Origin of the sequence: Pseudoalteromonas umbrosa (assembly GCF_030125375.1) — a bacterium.
In the GTDB taxonomy this organism is placed as follows: domain Bacteria; phylum Pseudomonadota; class Gammaproteobacteria; order Enterobacterales; family Alteromonadaceae; genus Pseudoalteromonas; species Pseudoalteromonas umbrosa.
Genome location: NZ_JASJUU010000001.1, coordinates 846,460 through 866,102 on the forward strand (window position 1 = coordinate 846,460; position 19,643 = coordinate 866,102).

17 protein-coding genes are annotated in these 19,643 nt (G+C 40.5%); 11 read left to right on the forward strand and 6 right to left on the reverse strand.

Translation table 11 applies throughout. From position 1 onward, the window contains the following. Window positions 1–1,008 precede the first annotated feature (1,008 nt). The 4 genes from QNM16_RS03690 (at window position 1,009) to QNM16_RS03705 (ending at window position 6,935) form a co-directional block, all read left to right on the forward strand. The gene (locus QNM16_RS03690) at window positions 1,009–1,164 is read left to right on the forward strand and encodes a hypothetical protein (protein ID WP_284019239.1); all 156 of its coding nucleotides are present in this window, start codon (window positions 1,009–1,011) and stop codon (window positions 1,162–1,164) included. A gap of 403 nt (window positions 1,165–1,567) precedes the next feature. After that, a complete protein-coding gene (locus QNM16_RS03695) occupies window positions 1,568–3,202 on the forward strand; it encodes a methyl-accepting chemotaxis protein (protein ID WP_284019240.1) in 1,635 nt (544 codons plus the stop codon). Window positions 3,203–3,425: 223 nt separating this feature from the next. After that, window positions 3,426–3,797, forward strand: coding sequence for a DUF2237 family protein (locus tag QNM16_RS03700; protein ID WP_284019241.1), 372 nt, complete (start codon window positions 3,426–3,428; stop codon window positions 3,795–3,797). A 207-nt stretch (window positions 3,798–4,004) separates the two neighbouring features. Then, window positions 4,005–6,935: a M14 family metallopeptidase gene (locus QNM16_RS03705; protein ID WP_284019242.1), complete on the forward strand. Its 2,931-nt coding sequence runs from the start codon at window positions 4,005–4,007 to the stop codon at window positions 6,933–6,935. A 60-nt stretch (window positions 6,936–6,995) separates the two neighbouring features. Here the strand turns inward: QNM16_RS03705 and hisC are convergent, their stop codons facing one another. Together hisC and QNM16_RS03715 are read right to left on the reverse strand one after the other, a co-directional pair. After that, complete coding sequence (hisC, locus tag QNM16_RS03710) at window positions 6,996–8,093, reverse strand: histidinol-phosphate transaminase (protein ID WP_284019243.1); 1,098 nt, start codon at window positions 8,091–8,093, stop codon at window positions 6,996–6,998. A 172-nt stretch (window positions 8,094–8,265) separates the two neighbouring features. Continuing rightward, window positions 8,266–8,862 carry a CPBP family intramembrane glutamic endopeptidase gene (locus QNM16_RS03715; RefSeq protein WP_284019244.1) on the reverse strand — a complete coding sequence of 199 codons (597 nt, stop codon included), beginning with the start codon at window positions 8,860–8,862 and terminating at the stop codon, window positions 8,266–8,268. Between the two features lie 512 nt (window positions 8,863–9,374). Here QNM16_RS03715 and QNM16_RS03720 point away from each other — a divergent pair. The 6 genes from QNM16_RS03720 (at window position 9,375) to QNM16_RS03745 (ending at window position 12,621) form a co-directional block, all read left to right on the forward strand. Further along, complete coding sequence (locus QNM16_RS03720) at window positions 9,375–9,764, forward strand: MazG nucleotide pyrophosphohydrolase domain-containing protein (RefSeq protein ID WP_284019245.1); 390 nt, start codon at window positions 9,375–9,377, stop codon at window positions 9,762–9,764. Between the two features lie 230 nt (window positions 9,765–9,994). Beyond that, on the forward strand, window positions 9,995–10,339 hold the full coding sequence (locus tag QNM16_RS03725) for a VOC family protein (RefSeq protein WP_284019246.1): 345 nt from the start codon (window positions 9,995–9,997) through the stop codon (window positions 10,337–10,339). A gap of 41 nt (window positions 10,340–10,380) precedes the next feature. Continuing rightward, window positions 10,381–10,800, forward strand: coding sequence for a hypothetical protein (locus tag QNM16_RS03730; RefSeq protein ID WP_284019247.1), 420 nt, complete (start codon window positions 10,381–10,383; stop codon window positions 10,798–10,800). A gap of 2 nt (window positions 10,801–10,802) precedes the next feature. Continuing rightward, window positions 10,803–11,255, forward strand: a complete 453-nt coding sequence (locus tag QNM16_RS03735) for a pyridoxamine 5'-phosphate oxidase family protein (RefSeq protein WP_284019248.1) — start codon at window positions 10,803–10,805, stop codon at window positions 11,253–11,255. Between the two features lie 62 nt (window positions 11,256–11,317). After that, on the forward strand, window positions 11,318–12,199 hold the full coding sequence (locus QNM16_RS03740) for a PhzF family phenazine biosynthesis protein (protein ID WP_284019249.1): 882 nt from the start codon (window positions 11,318–11,320) through the stop codon (window positions 12,197–12,199). A gap of 80 nt (window positions 12,200–12,279) precedes the next feature. Then, a complete protein-coding gene (locus QNM16_RS03745; protein ID WP_284019250.1) occupies window positions 12,280–12,621 on the forward strand; it encodes a hypothetical protein in 342 nt (113 codons plus the stop codon). Window positions 12,622–12,627: 6 nt separating this feature from the next. Here QNM16_RS03745 and QNM16_RS03750 read toward each other — a convergent pair whose 3' ends face one another. Then, window positions 12,628–12,891: an acyl carrier protein gene (locus QNM16_RS03750; protein ID WP_284019251.1), complete on the reverse strand. Its 264-nt coding sequence runs from the start codon at window positions 12,889–12,891 to the stop codon at window positions 12,628–12,630. A 767-nt stretch (window positions 12,892–13,658) separates the two neighbouring features. Between QNM16_RS03750 and QNM16_RS03755 the strand changes: the two genes are divergently transcribed. Then, entirely contained in the window at window positions 13,659–13,853 is a 195-nt protein-coding gene (locus QNM16_RS03755) for a hypothetical protein (RefSeq protein WP_284019252.1), read from the forward strand. A 66-nt stretch (window positions 13,854–13,919) separates the two neighbouring features. Here the strand turns inward: QNM16_RS03755 and QNM16_RS03760 are convergent, their stop codons facing one another. From QNM16_RS03760 to QNM16_RS03770, 3 genes are all read right to left on the reverse strand, one after another. Continuing rightward, entirely contained in the window at window positions 13,920–14,258 is a 339-nt protein-coding gene (locus QNM16_RS03760; protein WP_284019253.1) for a hypothetical protein, read from the reverse strand. Between the two features lie 520 nt (window positions 14,259–14,778). Beyond that, a complete protein-coding gene (locus tag QNM16_RS03765; RefSeq protein WP_284019254.1) occupies window positions 14,779–15,780 on the reverse strand; it encodes a sensor domain-containing diguanylate cyclase in 1,002 nt (333 codons plus the stop codon). A gap of 133 nt (window positions 15,781–15,913) precedes the next feature. Further along, on the reverse strand, window positions 15,914–19,072 hold the full coding sequence (locus tag QNM16_RS03770; protein ID WP_284019255.1) for a M43 family zinc metalloprotease: 3,159 nt from the start codon (window positions 19,070–19,072) through the stop codon (window positions 15,914–15,916). Window positions 19,073–19,643: the final 571 nt, after the last annotated feature.

Genomic DNA, 19,643 nt, shown 5'->3' on the forward strand with positions numbered 1-19,643 from the left:
ACTTACTTCCTTACTGTTTCGAAATTGGATTTAGAAGCAAGCATACGTATGGGGAAGTGCTTAATAGCAGCTAGGCCATGATTTCGTATAGTGTGAATGTGCGCTTTTCAATCGCTTTAAAATTTTTTAAAAAAATCATTTTCTTCTTCACCGGGCTTTAATCTATCGCTAAGGTGAGGCCATACGGGGCTTTGAGAGCAATTAAGCTTTTCTATTTCATTTTTAGCTGGTGCCGTTTTAGAAAAGAACGGGTTGTTGTACATGTACAAACTGAGTTTTAGAAGGGCTTTTACAACTATTTTTTTTCGTCGCCTTTTGCCCCTGAAAAAATCGGTATGATCGTTTTATTAGGTTGTTCATGAACAAGCTTAATTGTGGAAACACAGCTGCAATTAATTTTCGGTCGACGTAGTTGTTCAAGAACAATTTTAGCATTTTGACCAGTATAGGTGCGGTTATAGTACTCAATCTTGTTGTCAGCTGGTGGTGATTAGGTGAGCATTGAAAAGGTAAAACTGAGAAGTGTTAAACAGCTTATATTTCATTTCAGTGCCAGAAAGTGAATTTGAATGAGTTGAAAAGGCCCATTAGAAATAATAAACCCGCACTGGGCGGGTGATTAGCGTCCTTCACGGGATTAACCCTTCCAAGGGGAGTACACACCAAACGTTATGAGATATTGATTGATATCGTAATTAAGGTTATAGCATCGCTTTTGGGTTTTATAAATGAATTAGGAGAGCTTGATATGTCAAAAATTTTAGTAATGGTGCCGGTGTATATGTTTGCGTATGCCGCGATTATTTAAGCGAAAAAAAGCGGCGTGAGAGAGTTGGGTGATGATAAGTGTTAATCATCTTATATTCTATTTCCTGTACAGCAAAGCGAATTTGAATAAATCGAAAGAGTTTATTCAAAAAACAAAATCTGCACGGGGGTGGGTTTTAGAGTTCTGGCGGTGTTGGTGCATATAAGAGTTTGACAGTAAAAAACGAGAGTACTTATTGGATGAAAAAGAATAGTACAGACAAATTAGAGGTCAAAGGCACCATGAGTGAAAATGGTGCTGATAAAGTGGGTTTAATACAGGCGAAGGCAGTTTACGTTTTTGCAATTTTGGTTGGGTTGTCAACGCTTGTTGCAGCCCTTAGTTTATGGCTATAAGCCTTGTTGCACATGTACAACAAGGCTTGTCTGATGGATAAGTCGTCATTTTAGCCTGTGATACCATAAGTCTAGAAATAAGGTTCATAGAGATAACCATATTTATATTTTGCAAAGTATTGTAAGTATTTAAAATGCTTGTCACTCTTGGTACATGAATATGATGTGCAGCATGATGGCTCTGGTGCATATAGAAAATACTATTTGATAAATGTGGTAATGAACCAGAGGCGTGAGAGAGTTGCATGTTAATCTAAGGATATTTTGCTAAAACACCAAACTTAGTTGCATGGTTAATTAAGCTGTAAGCTTGTTGGTCAAAAAAACTAGACACTAATTTCCCCTGAAAACTCGCTATTTCTAACTATATTTGTAATAAGTAACAAGCAAATAGTGAATTTAGATGAACTTCAAAAGTCTGCAAGTCAAATACTCATCCTTGTTTTTTGCCATCTCTGTGTTTTTTATCGCGGTTGTGTCTATCAATCTTTTTCTTATATCTAAAACTGAAAAAAGCCTCAGTGAAGTTGGTAACAAATTTAATCCCGCAATCTCTGCTGTTATCAATGCGGATAGAGATTTATACCAAGCGTTATCAGCGGAGCAGCACACCTTGTACAGCACCAACTTGGATAACAGCTACAACAGCTTATATGCTGATTATCAAGAAAATGCCCAGCAAGCGCTTGATCGCATGAACAAATACCGTGAGTTAATGCAAGATTACCCCAGTGCGCTCTCACCGCTTCGGGGTTTTGATAACCAGTACAGGACTTGGCTCAGTGACTCTCAAAAGGTGTTTGATTTAATACGCCAAGGTGATAAAAGCGCCGCTATCATTCAAAGCGAAGGGGTCGCAACACAAAGCTTTAACGATCTTAGGGAGTATTTTAATTTGGCAGGAGAGGCCGCTGATAGGATAAGTGGCGAGGTGAGTAACCAATCTATCAGTGAAGTAAACAGTACTTTGACCGTGATTTGGGTGATCAGCGCCATAGTGGTTGCGATTATTATTGCCATCGGGGTGATAGCGCCTAAAAAAATGGCCAATGCGCTCAATGATTTGGCGAAGCAGTTAAAAGAGATGAGCCATGGTGACGGGGATTTGACCAAGCGCATTAACTCAGACCGCGATGATGAATTAGGCGATGTGGCCAATGAATTTGATAAGTTTGTTGCAGGTCTATCAGAGCTGATACGCACTATTGTTGATGAGTCTATGTCGGTTGTTAAAGGGGTGGAGTCTCTTGAGCGCGGATCTAAAGATATTCACGATACGTGCTCTAATCAACTTCAAGCCATTGAAGTGATTGTCACTGCTGTAAATGAAATGTCTTATGCAATTAAAGAGGTGGCAAAAAATGCTAGCCTGACCGCGCAAGATTTGTCACATGTGAATGAGCTGACAGACGAAGGAACAAGCGTGACTAACCAGACGGTGAGCCAAATAACCCAGTTATCAGAGGTGGTTGCACATGCGTCAGACACAATCTCTAAAGTTGCCGAAGATTCAACAAATATAACGTCGGTTTTAGATGTTATACGCGGTATTGCAGAGCAAACCAATCTACTGGCGTTAAATGCGGCCATTGAGGCTGCAAGAGCGGGGGAACAGGGGCGAGGCTTTGCAGTGGTTGCTGACGAAGTACGCACGCTTGCCAGTAAAACACAGCAATCAACTGAAAATATTCAAGAAATGATCTCGAACTTACAACAAGGCGTCGAGCAGGCGGTATCGTCGATTGAAAAAGGCAATGAGTCAACGAGTTCAACAGTGGAGTGCTCTTCTCAGACTTTGGAGTCCTTGGATAAAATTGCCCAAGCATCAGCGCGTGTATCGGATGTTGCAGTGCAAACCGCCACGGCAACAGAGCAGCAGAGTAAGGTAACAGAGGACATAAGTGGTAATCTGACGCAAATGTCAGAAGGCACACGCCATAACTTTGATACAGCTGTCGAAAATGAAGAGGTAGCTGATAAAACCATGGCCAGTGCTAAAAAGCTGCGCGAGGCAGTCGGCGGCTTTAAACTGGGGTAGTGTGTTGCTTTAAACTTTTGAAGAGAGCGCATGCATAATAAAAGCTTGTGCTCTCTTGCTCCCTTCCTATCAGAACACTGCTCAATAACGAAAAAAGAATTAGCGCGCTATTTATATTGAGCAAAGTGGGTTTTAATCCCTTAAAAAGTAATCCTTATTTAGTTGTACCTCGTAACACCATTTATTTTCATGATTGATCATCGAAATAAATGGAGTCGAAATAATGGCGCTAGAGAAAGCGAAAAACGTATTGGGTGGAGACTTAGAGGTATGTTGTATCGATCCGTTAACCGGATTTATGCGAGATGGTTTTTGTAACACTAATGACATGGATCATGGCACACATGTTGTGTGTGCAATCGTCACTGCAGAGTTTTTGGCATTTACCAAAGCAAGAGGCAATGATTTGAGTACGCCAGCGCCTCAGTATCAGTTTCCGGGTTTAAAGCCGGGTGATGGCTGGTGTTTATGTGCCCTAAGATGGAAAGAAGCGTATATAGCTGGGTTTGCACCGCCAGTTAAGCTCAGTGCAACGCATGAAAAAGTTTTGGAGTATATAGATTTAGACGTTTTGAAAGAGTTCAGCATTGACTAAGTCTATTCACTAAAAATGGGATATAAAGAACTGGTAGCTATGTGCCAGTTCTTGAAACGCTTGTTATCGACATAGAACTTTGTCTTATATTTCTTCGCTTTATCGTCCACTGTTTGACCGCAAAAATAGCCAGTGATAGTGTCTAAAACGCTGACAGTTTAAAAATAGGTCAGCTGCTTTTTTATTACAATAATAAGGAAATCAACAATGTATATGCGCAATTCATATAAGGCATTGTCTATTGCCATCGCAAGCGCTTTGGCAATGTGTGCCAACGCAGCTGATGGCGTAAAGCGCTTACCAACCGAGCTGCAAGGGCTGAATTACAACAAACCCTTAGTTGAGGGAAAATTGAGCTCATCTATTCCCACACCCGAAAGTATATTAGGTTTTCCTGTTGGGCAGCGCGCTGCAACACCGGCTCAAATTACAGAGGCACTGGCGGCATGGCAAAAAGTCAGTGACAGAATGCAAGTAGTTGAATATGCGAAATCTCATGAAGGGCGACCTTTACATTATGTGGTCATCTCGTCAGCAAAAAACTTGGCTAACACTGATCAAATCAAGTCTGACTTAGCGCGACTTGCAAACCCGGTCAATCTATCCAGCTCTGAAGAAAAGCGCATTATTGATCGTCTACCTGCGGTATCATGGTTAGCTTATACCATTCATGGCAATGAGGCATCGGGCAGTGATGCGGCACTTGCCGTCATATATCAACTCATTGCATCGCAAGAGCAAGATATTGAAACGTTACTTGATAAAAGCGTGATCATTATTGACCCCTTGATGAACCCAGACGGTCGTGCACGTTTTACCAAGCAGCTGCAACAGCGTCGCGGCGTCGCTCCGAATGTTGACACGCAGTCCACACTTCATTCAGATGCATGGGCAACTGGCAGAAGCAACCATTACTATTTTGATTTAAACCGTGACTTTACGCTGGGTGTGCACCCAGAAACGCAAGGAATTGTTCGCTCCATTAATGAATGGAACCCACAGTTAATGATAGATGCCCATGAAATGGGGCCGATGGATACTTATTTATTTGGTTTGGCAAGAGAGCCAGTAAACAAAAACTTATCATCACATATCAGAAAATGGGGCACAGTGTTTGAGCAAGACCAAGCTGATGCGTTAGATAAAGAAAATTGGCCTTATTATATGGGGGAGTGGCTAGAAAACTTATATCCAGGCTATTCGAGTTATGCTGCTTTTAGAGGCACCATTCATATTCTGTACGAGCAAGCACGGATCAAAGAAGACGGCGTGATGCAGCCGAATGGTCGTATAGTGAGTTATGCAGAAGGGGTCGACAAGCAACTGGTTAGCAGCATTGCCAACATTAAAACCTTAGCAAAACACTCCAAAGATATTTATCGAGACTTTGTCAAAGACAAACGTAAGCTCATCTCTAAAGACAGCCCGTTTGCAGATCAGACTTTTGCTATTTTACCAACTGAAAATCATCAGCGAATGGCTAAGTTTGTCAATTTAATGCAGCTGCAAGGCTTTGAGCTGCACCAAAGCACTAAACCAATTAAAGTGAGTAAGGCTAAAAATCAGCTCGGCGAGCAAGTTAAAACAGAACTGCCAGCTGGCACGCTACTGATCCGTAATCGCCAACCGCAAGGTCGGTTGGTGTCAGCTATGTTAGAATTTGACGCAAAAATTACGGATGAGGTATTAGTTGAAGAGCGTCAGCGCCTATTGCGAAATGGTTCAAGCTTAATGTATGACGCGACGGCGTGGAATATTTCCATGATGTACGGCCTTGAAGCACTGACTGTTAAAGAAGACATTAGCGAAGATATTCGCCCTTATGAGGCTCCTAGGCAGCGCCCGCCAATTATTAAAAAAGAGAACTCATTGGCGTATGTCATTGACGGTCAAGATGATGCATCTGTTGGCTTTGCGGCACGGCTGATGGAGCGCGGCGTGACAACACGCATTATTAATAAAGAAACTGTGTTGGATGATGTGAATATCAGCCGTGGTTCCATTATAGTCTCGCGTTATGATAATGAATTTTTTGCAGGCGATTTGGATGCAGTAGTAGAAAAAACAGCCAAAGAAATGCAAGTTACCGCGTACGCTGTAGCAGGTGGACACGGGGAAGGTGATTTACCTGATTTTGGTGGCTCTCACTTTAAAGTACTGGCGCAACCTAGAATTGCGATTTTAAATGGCAGTGGTGTAAGCTCACTGGATTTTGGTGCAATTTGGCACAGTATTGACAGCAACTTAGGCATTCGTCATTCACACATTGATAGTCATTACTTTAACTGGACAGATCTAAGGCGATACAACACGCTTGTTTTACCTTCAACGTGGCGTAGTAAATTAGGAAAGAGCGAATTATCTGCTATCAACAACTGGGTTGAGTCCGGCGGCACACTCATTGCGATTGATGGCTCAGTTCCTCAGTTGACCAATCCTAAAGCAAAGCTAAGCCAAGTAAGGGAGATAAAAGACGCATTCAAAGAGATTGAGCAATACGACATCGCATTGCAAAGAGAGTGGTTAGCACAGCAAGACAGCTACCCAGAAATCAGCAATATTTGGCAACATAACGCAGTAGATACAGTCAATTATCCTTGGGATGATAAAGCAAAGCCGTTGTCAGAAAAGCAACTTAAAAAGCAAGATGAATGGCTTGCTCAATTTAGAACGTCTGGCGCGATTGTCGCTGCAAGAACTGATCAAAAACATTGGCTTACTTTTGGTGCGCCGCCTGTGATCCCTGTTTTAACAGCAAGAGATCCCATCTTGATGAGTAAAGGCCGCGTAGAAACTGCGGTAAGGTTTGGCAGTTATCAAGAAATGGATGCCAGCGCGTGGAAAAAACACATCAAAGAGGCAAAAGATAAACCCGTTTCACGTAAAGTGGGATGGGCGACATTACCCGAAAAGCAAGAGCTGACACTACGTATGAGTGGCTTGTTATGGCCTGAAGCCAGCAAGCGTCTTGCAAATTCAGCCTATTTAACTCGTGAAAGAAAAGGCAATGGGCAAATTATTTTATTCTCTGGTCAACCGGTATTTAGGGGCTCTACACTTGCCACTAATCGATTGCTACTGAATGCCATTGTGTATGGCTCGGGACTTGGGGCGCACACGCCAATAACTAAGCTGTAAACGTACAGACTCAACCATGAAGGTGTTTGCCCCTTCATGGTTGTGCTTTTTGAATACCAGTTATGGATTGAGTAGTGTTTTGAGCGCGCTGAGTAACTTGGTGTTTTCTTCGTTATTACCAATAGAAATACGGATGAGATCTGGTCGCTTATATACTTGCATTTGGCGCGTGATGTAGCCCATCTCCAATAACTGCTGATAAATGTCACCAGCGTTTTCGCCAAATTCGACCAATACAAAATTTGAATGGCTAGCATAGCACTTTAATTCGAGCTGATTTAGCCCGTCAGTCAGTAATTTACGGCCTTGTTTAACGCTGTTAATCACCATGTCGCTGTATGCTTTGTCCTGCAATGAGGCAATGGCGGCAGCAATGCCTAAGTTTGATACTGGGAAAGGCTGTTGTCCGCGATTTAACCAGTCGATTATTTCCGAGTTAGCAAGTGCATAACCAATGCGCAGTGCTGCCAAGCTATATGCTTTGGAAAATGTCCGCGTCACAATTAGGTTTGGGTGATCTGCAAATGTTTGGCTGTTAATGGATAAGGGGGCTGCATCAGTAAACTCTTCATATGCTTGATCAAGCACAACCAAAGTATGCTTTGGGACATTGCTAAAGATGTATTCTAACTCTTTGGCATCGAGCGCACTGCCGGAAAAATTACTCGGGTTGTCAATAACCAATAAGCTGGTGTTTTCGTCGCACTGAGCTAACAAATTGTGTGCAATATGTCCTAGGTTTTCGTCAGTCTGTGCAAGCTTTACGTCAATGCCTGATTTTTGTGCAAGCAGTGGGTATGCGAAGTAGCTACATGTTGTAAAAACAGCGTTGCTGCCTTTTCTGTTAAAAGCGTGAAAAATGATATCGAGAATATTGATTGAACCACACCCAAGTATCACGTTGCTTGCAGACAGTTGAAACTGCTCGCCAATAACCAAACGAAGCTTTTGATAATCAGGGTAGCGATTACTAGTATGCATTGCCTCAGCGACTGCTTGCATTGCCAATTCAGAAGGCGGAAATGGGGATTCATTACTGGCAAACTTATGTATTTGTTCAAGGCCATATTGTTCTTGTATCGCTTCGGTTGTTAAGCCAGCTTTGTAGGGTTTTAATTGACTAAATTGCTCAGAAATGAGGGTACTGATACTTTGCATAAAAATTCCTTAAGTCCTTGGCATTTGTAATGATTAAGCATATGCAGCTGCCATCATAGCGAGAATTGAAAATCAAGGGTAGCGTGTTGGGTAGGTTATTATAAATTTAATGTTGAGCGCTGTGGAGCTAAATAAAGACTAGCTCCAACCGGATCAGTTTGTATGTAGTTTCTTAATTTGTTTGCTTTAGAGGCGTTTCATGCAAAGAGCGAGTACGCTTTTTAAACTTGTTTTTAGGGATGTCGCGAAGGACATAATAACAATATGTGCCAATAATCAGTGTGGCGATACTGAGCAATATCGCAATGGTTTTGATGTTGGGGTCGCTCACTAAGCCAGAGATAATTGGAATGCAGCTTAAGTTCACAAAATAAGAGGTGAGAATAAGGCCGTATACAATCAAGTTATGCAGCATATGGATAAAAATAGGCGCGGCAAGTGTTCGATACTTAAACCTTATTAGGCATAAAATAATACCCAAAATGAGACTGCCGATGTAATTATTATGCATAGAGCCATATAAAAGCGAGCTTAAAGCAATGGCCCACAACGGGGAAAGCTTTATATATAGCCTATCTAGTAATACACCTCGATATACGACTTCTGCAAAAATAGGCACCACGATCACTAGGCTGACAAATAGTACACACATGTAGAAAATAAAATGATCGTCTTGCGGTGAGATGTTGGGATCTAAAAAATTGTCGTCAACCAACTTAAGGTCGATGTGCGAATACAATTGCAAGATGTCTGCAGTGGCAAAATACATACAAAGTAGTCCTAAAGCGAGTATTGTCATATAGGCGTACTCAGTTTTTGATGCCGTATTTGAAAAGATTACACGCCTTTGCTTAGGCTTAAGAAAGCGCAATATTAGTATTAATATAAGTACACACGATGTTATCTCGATAAGTTCTTTGGTATGGGCGTTGGATAGGCTCAAGAATGAGTCGGGCGTGTTTGAATACATTAATAACACTACTGGCAATGACATAATAATCATTGCAAGAAAGTAAAAGGCGATGAGCCGAATGAGAGAAAAATGTGTAAACATAATTATAAGTTCAGGTTTTTATATCCTTATTTGTTTTAATTTTTTGCATTTTACCTAAAATAGAAAAATTGCCAATGTACAAATTAATCGTAAAGTTAGGCTAAGTTAAATCAAATAGTCGGGTGGCATACCGTTAAACAATAAGCTAGGTACAATCGTTATTTCGATTTAGCTTTTAGTCGCCAGACATTATACGCTTAAAGTTCAAAGCCTGAGGTGAGAGAAAGGTGTCAGATTTAGAAAACTTATTAGCAATTGCACAGCGAAAGTTTATTTTTGACCAAACAAATAGCTGGTATTCAGGCTCAAATACGTATTTATCCGCTTTGCAAGATGAAGTCTCTGAAGTACTAGAAGAGATCCCAAAACAAAGAAAATGTCATTTAGAAGATGAATTAGGCGACATCCTTTGGAACTACTTAAATATCATCCTAGCTCTAGAAAAAGAGACGGGGATAGATATGGGCTCTGTAGTTCAGCGTGCAGTGAATAAATATGAACAACGAATATCAGCGATTGAACAAGGTGGTAGTTGGGCAGAAGTAAAAGAAAAACAAAAACGTGCATTAGAAAAAGAACACAGTGAAAGTGCTAAACCTCGTTTTCATAATAAGTAGTGATGTGCTTATAAAATTGTTGCTCAGTTAAAGTTTAAAAAACTGAACGTGTTGAGCTTGGTATAGGGGCTTTTGGCTATCAACTAACCTATTATCAAAAGTTGGAGTTTAGACTGGAGTGCGTAGTTGAAAGTCATTTTTTACAAAATTACTCTGAGCCAATTTTAGATACATTAAGGCTATATGTAAACTTATCTTAAATGCTCAAATAAAGTGCTAGAAGAGAGCTTATGAAAATACAATACTTAGAAATCGTCTCTGAAGATGTTGAGTCAGTGGTAAAAGTTTACGAAAAAACATACCAAAAAACCTTCTCTGATCCAGAACCGCTACTTGGTGGTGCAAAAACTTGCCGACTTGATGACGGCAGTTTAGTGGGGGTACGAGCGCCACTTAGAGAGACTGAGTCTCCAATAATTCGCCCGTATTGGCTGGTGGACGATATCAATGAAGCGGTGCGTAAAGTTCAGGCGTTAGGGGCTAAAATTGCAATGCCACTGATGGAAATACCTGGTAAAGGTCAGTTCGCCATATACATTTTAGGTGAAAATGAGCAAGGTTTATGGCAGCTTTAGGTAAGTAAGTCTTCTAATAATAACAAGAATAGAGTAACAAAATGCTGAACATCACAAGATACAACAAGCTATTACTTGTACTAGCATCATCTGTCATATTTGCTGTACTTATCATTGTGTGGGCAAGGCAAGATAATCCAACATTTAGGCCTCTTGTTCAAGATATGCGTTTGGTCGATGCGGTGCTTATAGCTGATGTGCTTGATCAAGAGAGAATCGCGTATTACGCAGATGTTAAAAACCAAATGCTATATGTTGACCAAGCCAAAACTGAGCATGCACGTGTCTCTTTGGCTAAAGTAGGAATAGTGATCGATTATCCAAAAATCAACAAACACAGTGACTTAGGTGATGCATATGAAGCATTTTTAGAACAAAAAACACGTGAACAAGCTAAAATAGAGTTATGGGAGCAACCTTGGTTTATGAAAGTCGCAAGGCTTATTTATTTAAAGGAATGATCATGTTTACAGAAGAAGTTAAGTCATCAATTCACCAGAGCGTATTATGTTGGTTGGCAACTGTTGATAAAGACGGGGGGCCGAGTGTGTCACCCAAAGAAGTGTTTGTTACCTACAAAGACAATGAACTGCTCATAGCCAATATTGCATCAGCAAATAGTGTTCGCAATATAAAACATAACGATAATGTGTGCGTAAGCTGTGTGGATGTGTTTACGCAAAAGGGCTTTCAACTCTATGGTAAAGCAAACTATGTCGCTAAAAAAGACAGTCACTTTCCTATACTCTTTAAAGAAATAGTGCCTATAACGGGGGATAAATATCCGGTTGCGGGCGTTATTCATATTACGGTGAATAAGGTTAAGCCTATCGTAGCACCCAGCTACAAACTGTTTCCTAACATTACTGAAGCCGAGCAAATTGAGAGCGCAAAAGTTACATATGGTGTCAAATAATGAGCGTGCTCACTTTATAAAATAACATAAAATCAACGATATAAATTTTGGGGTAGTCTAGTTTGAAGCAAGTAGAGACGTTTTTGGTTAATTCATTTGTGTTAGAAGGGGCAGGTGGTAATCCAGCTGGTGTGGTATTAAATGCTGAGCACTTAACTCGTGCTGAAAAATTACAGATTGCCCAAGTTGTTGGCTTTTCAGAAACGGCTTTTGTTACCCGCGATAAAGAGGTGGATTTTGAGCTGACGTTTTACACAACAACCGAAGAAGTTGACTTTTGTGGACATGCGACCTTGGCTGCATTTTCAGTGATGTTTGAACAGGGCATGATTAACGCTGGGCAATATGTGCAAAGAACTAAGGCCGGTATACTCGAAGTGCATATTGACACCAACGGACAAGTCGTCATGCAGCAGCGTTTACCCGACTTTTTAGGCAGCTTCTCATACCAAGTAATTTCGCCATTAATCGGTTTGGATGATGACGTTTTGGCATCTACATGCTTGCCCATCGAAATTGTCACCACAGGGCTTGCGGATATGATAGTGCCAGTACCAAGTGGCTATCTTGACAAAGTGACGCTCAACGACGAATTGATGAGTGCATTTTGCAAAAAGCATAACTTGGTTGGCGCTCATGTATTTGAATTGAATGGATCTAAGTCAACCTACACAGCCAGTTGTAGGAATTTCGCACCACTTTTTGGTATCCCTGAGGAGTCTGCAACAGGCAGTGCCAGTGGTGCCCTTGCATGTTATTTAGCTAAGCACATCTACTCTGACTCAAACACAACAATTGACTATCTATTTGAGCAAGGCCGTGCCATGAAATGCGCGTCTGAAATCTCAGCGACTATCAAATTAGATAACGGGCAGGTGAGTGAGGTCAGAGTCGGTGGCTATGCCAAGGTGTTTGATAAGCAGGAAGTCGCTTTAGAAACGTAGCCTGGTACCTAGCTCGGTTCTTAGTGCTTGCTTGTTTTCTGCATTATCTTTGTATCAGAACGACTTAATCGGTGCTCAATATGTTTGATGTAATCGCGGTCAGTATTTTAGTGATATTCGCGGCTGTGATCGTTTTAAACTATTATTTTTGTAAGGTTTTTTATCGAACTTGGTTAGAGCATGAAAAAGCAAACTGGATTTCTTGGGGGAAGCCATCTTTTCAAGCGTTTTATGAAGCACAACTTGATGACTTTTACCCAATGATTTTCGGCAATGAGTGCGTCAAGCTAAAGAATAAGTCGTTAATTAAGGCAAGCTCAGATATTAAGTTCTCTTGGTATGCTGCTTTGATTTTAATTGTTACAGGCTGTGGACTAGTTGGGTTTGAAGCTAATTTGTCTTTTCGTTGGGCGATTGGTTAAATAAAATCATCCCAAGCCTAAATCAGCATAAAGTAGTGAAGTTTCGACAATCGATTCCCTTGGAATGTTGTATTTACTCACCAACAGATCAACTAGCATATCGTATACGGCTTCATAATCCGAATGTGGGTGAAAAGCAGGCTTTGAGTTTGCACTAATATACTGAGCAAACTCCCCGACTGTGCTTATTTCTCGAGCTTCTTTATTCGATATTTTTAATGAAAACCTTTCCTCTGCCCACATTCTTATTTCTAGTATTTCTAACCCCATGCATTGATACCTGACATCTTCTTTTAACCGATTTTAGTTTGAATTATAAAATAATTTTAGGTTTTAAGTTAGAAAATTTACTGTTTTTTTAAATTAAATAAACTTGATTTTAGAATGGTGCGAAAATCGGGTTTATAATTTTAAACTTAAAAAATAACTTTAATTATCAGAGGAGTTTAATTGATTGTTCTAAATTTTAGTATGGTTTTCGTGTTTGGTAATATTTAGTTATTCACTTTTAAGAATTAATCACAGAGTCTATTAGAGAAATCTTTTTGATGCGGGTTAAAAATGTGTTGATATAAATGGCTTATTATGTAAATGTATTTTTAATTTAAGGGTTGTAATAAATATGTCATCATTATGAATGTCAAACTGAAAAAAGAAAATAAAAACGCTATCTTCGGATAAAAAAGTCATACCTCAAGAACATACTAATGGTATAGGCGGGGGTGGCACAATATCACTATTCAGTTTATGTATTGATTACACTCGTGATTGGATCACAGTCTCTCCCATTGAGGCTAATTGCACAAAAGACTGCCTTTTATAGTGACTGTATTTTACTCATTAAAAACTAATGCATTGAGGGTTTTAGATGTTTTTTGGGTTTTTTGATTTATAGAATTTAAATAATTGACATTATGCGATTGGAAGTTATTAACTAATTTTTATAATTGTTTTTTTGAAGTGATAAATTAGGCTTGGTTTGGTTTTTTAAATCTAGGGCCGTTTATTAATTAAAATATGTAAAAAAGGAAATTGTTATGAATATCAAGTTGAACAAAAAGAAAATAAAAACACTATCTGCGGATAAAAAAGCCATTCCACAAGAGCAAACAGCTGATATAGCTGGTGGTAATATGTCAAATGGAATTGTATGTTTCACATATAGTGCTGGAGGTTGTTGTGGTACAATTGCACCTTCTGTAATTATGTGCTCAAAAGCCTGCGAGCACTAATGACTGAGGAGCTGAGGAATTTGTATTCTTCAGCTCATATTACCAATATAATTGAAAACTAAATAATTAACACATTACCATATAAACACTTTTTACTTCGAAAAAGTCTTCATTTATTAATGTGTAGACTGTTAGTTGATTGCATGTGTCGTTTCCAACATTGATCTTGTAATAATAATCAGTTTTGTCTCGCTCCACACCAATTGATATTATTGGATGTTTCTTAAAGCTGAGAATTTTCTCTTTTTTCAAATTGGTTTCAACATTACTTTTGGTCGCAGCATTTAATAGTGAGTCTAAATTAGACAATATCTTATATAATGTAGGGTCAACGATTGGAGAGGATAAAAATGGCACGTCACTCCATTTCTTTTGTGAGCAATTTTTGTCACTTTCTAACCACACTAATTCACCAATATACTCACTGTTTGTCACGGGAACGATATAAGTAATATCTGAAGGGGATGTTCCGGAAAATGTGGCTCCAACAGCTCTTGACCTACAAATATTATAAGAGGACTTTATCGGCACAAACAAAGCGCTAACTTGGCTTAGCCACTGAGTTCTTCTTAGTGATTGGAACTTAGCGCCATCAATAATATATGGCTTTTGAAAAAATTGAACTATGACTCAAACAATTTTGATCTTTCGGTTTCAGTTAATTGGGTGCTCTTGCATGTATACTTAAATGAATAAAAATAAATATTAAGAACAGAGATTTCACTATATTCTCGGAGTCCCACAATAACTGCAGTTTAACATTCTCTTTTAGTTATTATATACACTTATAATACTTTTTTGTCGTTACTCATTTTTTACTTTACGCGAGTATTTACCAGACCACGAAAAAACGAACTGGCCAGTTTGTGAGGGCTTAATGCTTTTAGATAAGCTTCTTTTCATAAAGCTATACTTACAACCTTACTCAAATCGCAGTGGTTTGATCTCGGCCATTTTTCTTTGATTGATACAGGGCTTTGTCTGCTCGGTTGTAAAGGCACTCTAAAGAACTGTCTTGGTTTTGCACTGAGGTTACACCACAGCTAACGGTTATGATGAGGCTGTCATCGTCATGTTTGAGCGCCATATCTTTAATAGCCTTTCTGATACGTTCAGCTAGCTTAGTTGCAAGGTCGACGTTTCCTTCCAACAAAATAACAAACTCATCTCCGCCAATCCGCATAAAGTGCTCTGATTTGCGGATCACTTGATTAATCACTTGGCTAAAAGTAACCAGTATTTGGTCACCAACATGATGACCATAATTATCATTAAACTGCTTAAAATGGTCGATATCTATCATGATCATAGAAAACGGTTGTTGATCTGTTTCCCACAGTTTAAGCAGTTCATTACCGACTGTATTTAGGCAGTGCCGGTTGTTTGCTTTGGTGAGTGGATCTGTTTCTGCACGTTTTTTGTGTTCGGTGATCTCCATTTGAGCATGAATGTAATTGGCTAACCAATTAGCAATGCACTCTAATTGGGCACCATCTTCTGGCTTATAAGTGTCTGGCTCTAAACTACCTAAATTCAGTGTGCCAAAGCATGTGCCTGAGTGCTGCAATGGGGCATCAACACAGGACCCTAGGCCGCCCTTGTGTAAGATTTGGCAATCAAGGTCTTTACTTTGAGCAAGGTTATTGTTTATTTCCAATTGCTTATTGGAATAAACTCGGCCAACCATAGTGCTACTGATGGGCAGGATGGTATTTGCCTCAATGGCGTTGTTGCCAAACAATGCGAACACTTCTAATGTTTCGTCTGACCCATTATTCAAGCATACACTTGCTCTATCTGACCCAATAATTTGCGGAAGCCAATTTGAAATTAAAGTTAATGTCTCATGCAAATCATTCGACTGCGACAACTCGTTTATAAATGTTATCGGTAGACAAATTGTGTCATGACTGGGTGAAGAAGACATACACATCGGCTAAAGGTGGTTGGTCACAGGCTTAGAGTATAGTTCAAGTACCAAAATCAACTAAGTTGGAGGGAGATAAAAAGCATCAACTTAAAAAGTCGATGCTTTTGGTGTAAAGGTTGAAATAGTTAGCTTATGGCTGCCTACATTGCTCACTATCAAAGTCGACAATGATGCTGGTGTCTTTTGCATCACCAGAAACTTTTAAATATGACCAATACTGATTGCCAGCAGGGACCGTGATACACTCAGAAGTGGTACCAGAGTTAGACTCTGCATCTTTATCCCCATCGCTTGGCCAGCCACCATTTTTGTACAAGATATGTAAGTTGTTTTTGCCATGTGCAGTGGTGATGGCGATATGATTTGCTGAGTCAACGCCGCCAATGCTCAGCCAAAGTGTGCCATCATCACCAAGGCATGCGGCTTTTCCAGCTTCTAACCGACCGCCAGAAATCGGTGATTGGGCTGCGCAGGCATTGGGCACAGGTTGTATTGCATCGTTTGGTTTGATTGTTACTGTATAGTCTTCAACCTCACCGTCGCCAATCTCGCCGCAAGCTGAGACAGTTTCACCTTTGTATTTCATTACGATACGCATACGCGCTGATTTACCCACATTACCAGCTGGGATAGCGAGAGTACCATTAACAGGGCCTTTACCAGATAGATTATTCAATACTTGCTCTGACTGTTCAAATTGACCGTTATTATTAAAGTCAATCCATGCAGCCCAGTGCTCTGTGTAGTTACCACCTGGCGTTAAGGTAAATTGATTATCGCCTTCGGTTAGCTCAATCACTTTTGAGGTAAAATCACTGTAACCGCTTGCTTGTGACGGATTACTGAATGCACCTGATTGCACATTGGCTATCCATTCATATTTTGTATTACCTGATGCTTCACAGTAGCGCATGGTATTAACACTGACACTCGCTTGAGCGCTATGGTTTAGGCCATCATTGTCGGTGACGGTTAATGTAGCGGTGTAGTCACCAGCCTCTGTATAGTTGTGGGTAGGATTTGCTGAACTACTTGATTGACCATCACCAAATTGCCACAAATAACTGACAATGTTGCCATCTGGATCAGCCGAGTTATTGCTACTAAATTGAATTGGCTGTCCGGCTTCACCACTATAAGGGCCGTTTGCAACGGCAACAGGTGCAAGGTTTTGCGCTTTGATTTGACTTGTTGCAGTATCTGAGGCGGTGTTTCCGTCGTTGTCAGTGACGGTTAACTTCACCGAAAAAGTGTCAGCTCGGCTATAAGAGTGTGATGGATTGGCCTCTGTTGATGTATTGCCATCTCCAAATTCCCACAAATAAGCTGTAATGCTGCCATTTGCATCAAATGAGCCTGCGCTACTAAAGCTGATTGGACTGTCAATCAAACCAGAGTAGGGACCATTTGCTTGTGCGATTGGTAGCTCAGAATCGATAGCTCTTTCATAGTAAACAAGGAGTGTTGCATCACTGTATTCTAAAAATGGGTCAATCAAGAGGTTGAGTGTGCCACCGCCGGCGGATAATTCGCAGTATTCACTTAGCCTCGGTGCACTGAATGGCCCGCAATCAAATGTCTCTTTAGTTGGTATTGCGTTCATGCTGGCGTATAAATCAGGGTCGCCTTGATACCCGCCTGTCATTACCGCTACTGTGCGCAGCGCATCAGCTGGGATCTCGTATTGGTAGGTTTTAGGATCAGCTCCTTTTGCAGACTGTAAGTCTTTTACTTCGGCGAGAAAAACACGTTCGCAACCAGCGCAAAGCGTGTTGTCACTTCCTGATATGACGCTGAGTGTTGCATTAGAATAAGCGCTATAAGCATCAATGGCTGCATGATAGCGCTCGACACTCGATGGCGCTGACAAAGTTACTAATTCTGGAGATCCTGCACTTCTAAAGGAGATGAAATCGGCATCCCAATTATTACCTGTTTTGGTAGGGGCTTTGCCTTTTGAAACATACATATCCGGATCTTCATCGTATCCGTCAAGATAAAATGCGACAGCTTGCGTCCCCTCTGGGATCTGAATTTCGAAGTTATCAACTTCGCCTTTTGCACCAGATAGGTTAGTAAATGATTGAAGCACTTCGCCTTTGGGCGGTACGACTGCACCTGATGTACCATCCCAAGGGTGGTCAGCATCACTGGTATACTCGCCTAAGCCAGTGGCAATGAGATTGGCGTTTGACCAAAGTGTCGCGCGGGCCGGGCCGTGGAGGGCTGCTGTCATACGGTCGACCTGATCTTTAGTGAACATAGCGTAGTTATCGGAGTAGTGCATGAAGTTTTCAGTATTGGTGGCTTGCCCTAAGCAGTTTTTGGCATTCTCTTGCAATATGCTGCTACTCATTTGTGGCGTATCACAGGCACCGTCACCCGTGGCGTTACAAAACGCTTCTGAATGTATCGTACACCCACCATCAAATGTGTGAGGTAAGTTTAACCAATGACCAAATTCATGGGTTAATACAGAACGAAAGTTCTCATTGGTATTCGCGCCAATGTAGTCGCCATTATATACAACGCGTGAAAGTCCGTTTTGCGACATGCTCAGCTGTGGGTACCAAGCAACGCCTGAATTATTGGTTTTACCATCATCATACAAGTCTTGTTGAACATAAATATTCATATACTTGAAATTGTCCCAAGCATCAGCAGCGATTTGCTCATCAACCCCGCTGCCTTTGCCATAGCCCGCCTTTTCTGGGTAACGGACAATCCCCGTCGTTGGCTGCCCATCTGGGTCTATTTTGGCTAAAACAAATTCAATGTTTAGGTTTTTGCGGATTGCTTGGAATTCTGGGGCAATAGGGCCGTCATCTGTGATGAGCCCTAAAAAGTCTTGATTAGATTTGTTGAGTCCGTCTATGACTTTTTGCTCTGTAAGACAATAAGTACCTGTATCACAGTTGTATCTATCGCCATAAATATGGACAACAACAGGTATGTAATATCTACCAGCAACGCCATTGCCATTTTCCGCAGCTAAATCATCTTGGGTTGCAAGGGTATTCATGATGTGTGATGAGAAGCTTGAACTTATCTTTGCTTGTCGAGCGTTTTCTTTTTGAACTGCAGACCAGCTTTGGCTGTTATGGTCAGTGCCGCAGATTTGCCCCTCGTGTTTATGCGCGCCTAATTCAGCCATGCTAGTTTGTAATTGTTGGTTTTGTATGCTTTCTCCAGCATAAGCATTAACCGATGCACAAAGCAGTGCTGCGGTGATGCAATTGAGTTTTAGCGTTTGTTTAGGCCATAAACAGGCTGTTTTGGTTAAAGACATGTTGTTCTCCTGTAATCTATTTTTATTGTTAATGAAAGGGAGAGTTTATTGGTTTAACTTGCGCCTTAGTTAACAAATGGCATAGCTGCCTTACCTCTTGATTGTGAGTTAAAATTCATATTTATTAGTTACTTAACGTGTTTGTTTATTTCAAAAACAAGTATCACTTTGTAATAAACGTTTCTTAACTTACATCAATGAAAATAAATTGTATACAATATATTTTATTTTGTTTTTCTAGGTTTGAGACATATTTGAAGTTGAGTGAGTAAAATGCTGATGAAATATATAAGGTTAAGATCGTTTTATGAGTTACTTTTTTGATTGTGGTAGGAATGTGTGTATGACAACTGAAGAAATACTTTCGTTAAGTGCTGAGTGGTCGATACACGCTCCAATGGGTTATTATGAGTGTGGATAAGTCCATAACTTGGAATGAGCATGGCGTAGTTCCAAATTACCTTATGGAAAGTCAGTATGTATTGGAACGGTCACTAACACTCATTACGCGGATTGATTAATTGCCTTAACCCCATTCAACTATTCACTGCGGAGTTTTAGCTTTCAATGC

Bases quoted from the DNA above. Each gene is read 5' to 3' on its own strand.
- QNM16_RS03690 (WP_284019239.1), top strand. From the start codon at position 1,009: ATGAAAAAGAATAGTACAGACAAATTAGAGGTCAAAGGCACCATGAGT.
- QNM16_RS03695 (WP_284019240.1), top strand. From the start codon at position 1,568: ATGAACTTCAAAAGTCTGCAAGTCAAATACTCATCCTTGTTTTTTGCC.
- QNM16_RS03700 (WP_284019241.1), top strand. From the start codon at position 3,426: ATGGCGCTAGAGAAAGCGAAAAACGTATTGGGTGGAGACTTAGAGGTA.
- QNM16_RS03705 (WP_284019242.1), top strand. From the start codon at position 4,005: ATGTATATGCGCAATTCATATAAGGCATTGTCTATTGCCATCGCAAGC.
- hisC (WP_284019243.1), bottom strand. From the start codon at position 8,093: ATGCAAAGTATCAGTACCCTCATTTCTGAGCAATTTAGTCAATTAAAA.
- QNM16_RS03715 (WP_284019244.1), bottom strand. From the start codon at position 8,862: ATGTATTTTGCCACTGCAGACATCTTGCAATTGTATTCGCACATCGAC.
- QNM16_RS03725 (WP_284019246.1), top strand. From the start codon at position 9,995: ATGAAAATACAATACTTAGAAATCGTCTCTGAAGATGTTGAGTCAGTG.
- QNM16_RS03730 (WP_284019247.1), top strand. From the start codon at position 10,381: ATGCTGAACATCACAAGATACAACAAGCTATTACTTGTACTAGCATCA.
- QNM16_RS03735 (WP_284019248.1), top strand. From the start codon at position 10,803: ATGTTTACAGAAGAAGTTAAGTCATCAATTCACCAGAGCGTATTATGT.
- QNM16_RS03745 (WP_284019250.1), top strand. From the start codon at position 12,280: ATGTTTGATGTAATCGCGGTCAGTATTTTAGTGATATTCGCGGCTGTG.
- QNM16_RS03750 (WP_284019251.1), bottom strand. From the start codon at position 12,891: ATGGGGTTAGAAATACTAGAAATAAGAATGTGGGCAGAGGAAAGGTTT.
- QNM16_RS03755 (WP_284019252.1), top strand. From the start codon at position 13,659: ATGAATATCAAGTTGAACAAAAAGAAAATAAAAACACTATCTGCGGAT.
- QNM16_RS03765 (WP_284019254.1), bottom strand. From the start codon at position 15,780: ATGTCTTCTTCACCCAGTCATGACACAATTTGTCTACCGATAACATTT.
- QNM16_RS03770 (WP_284019255.1), bottom strand. From the start codon at position 19,072: ATGTCTTTAACCAAAACAGCCTGTTTATGGCCTAAACAAACGCTAAAA.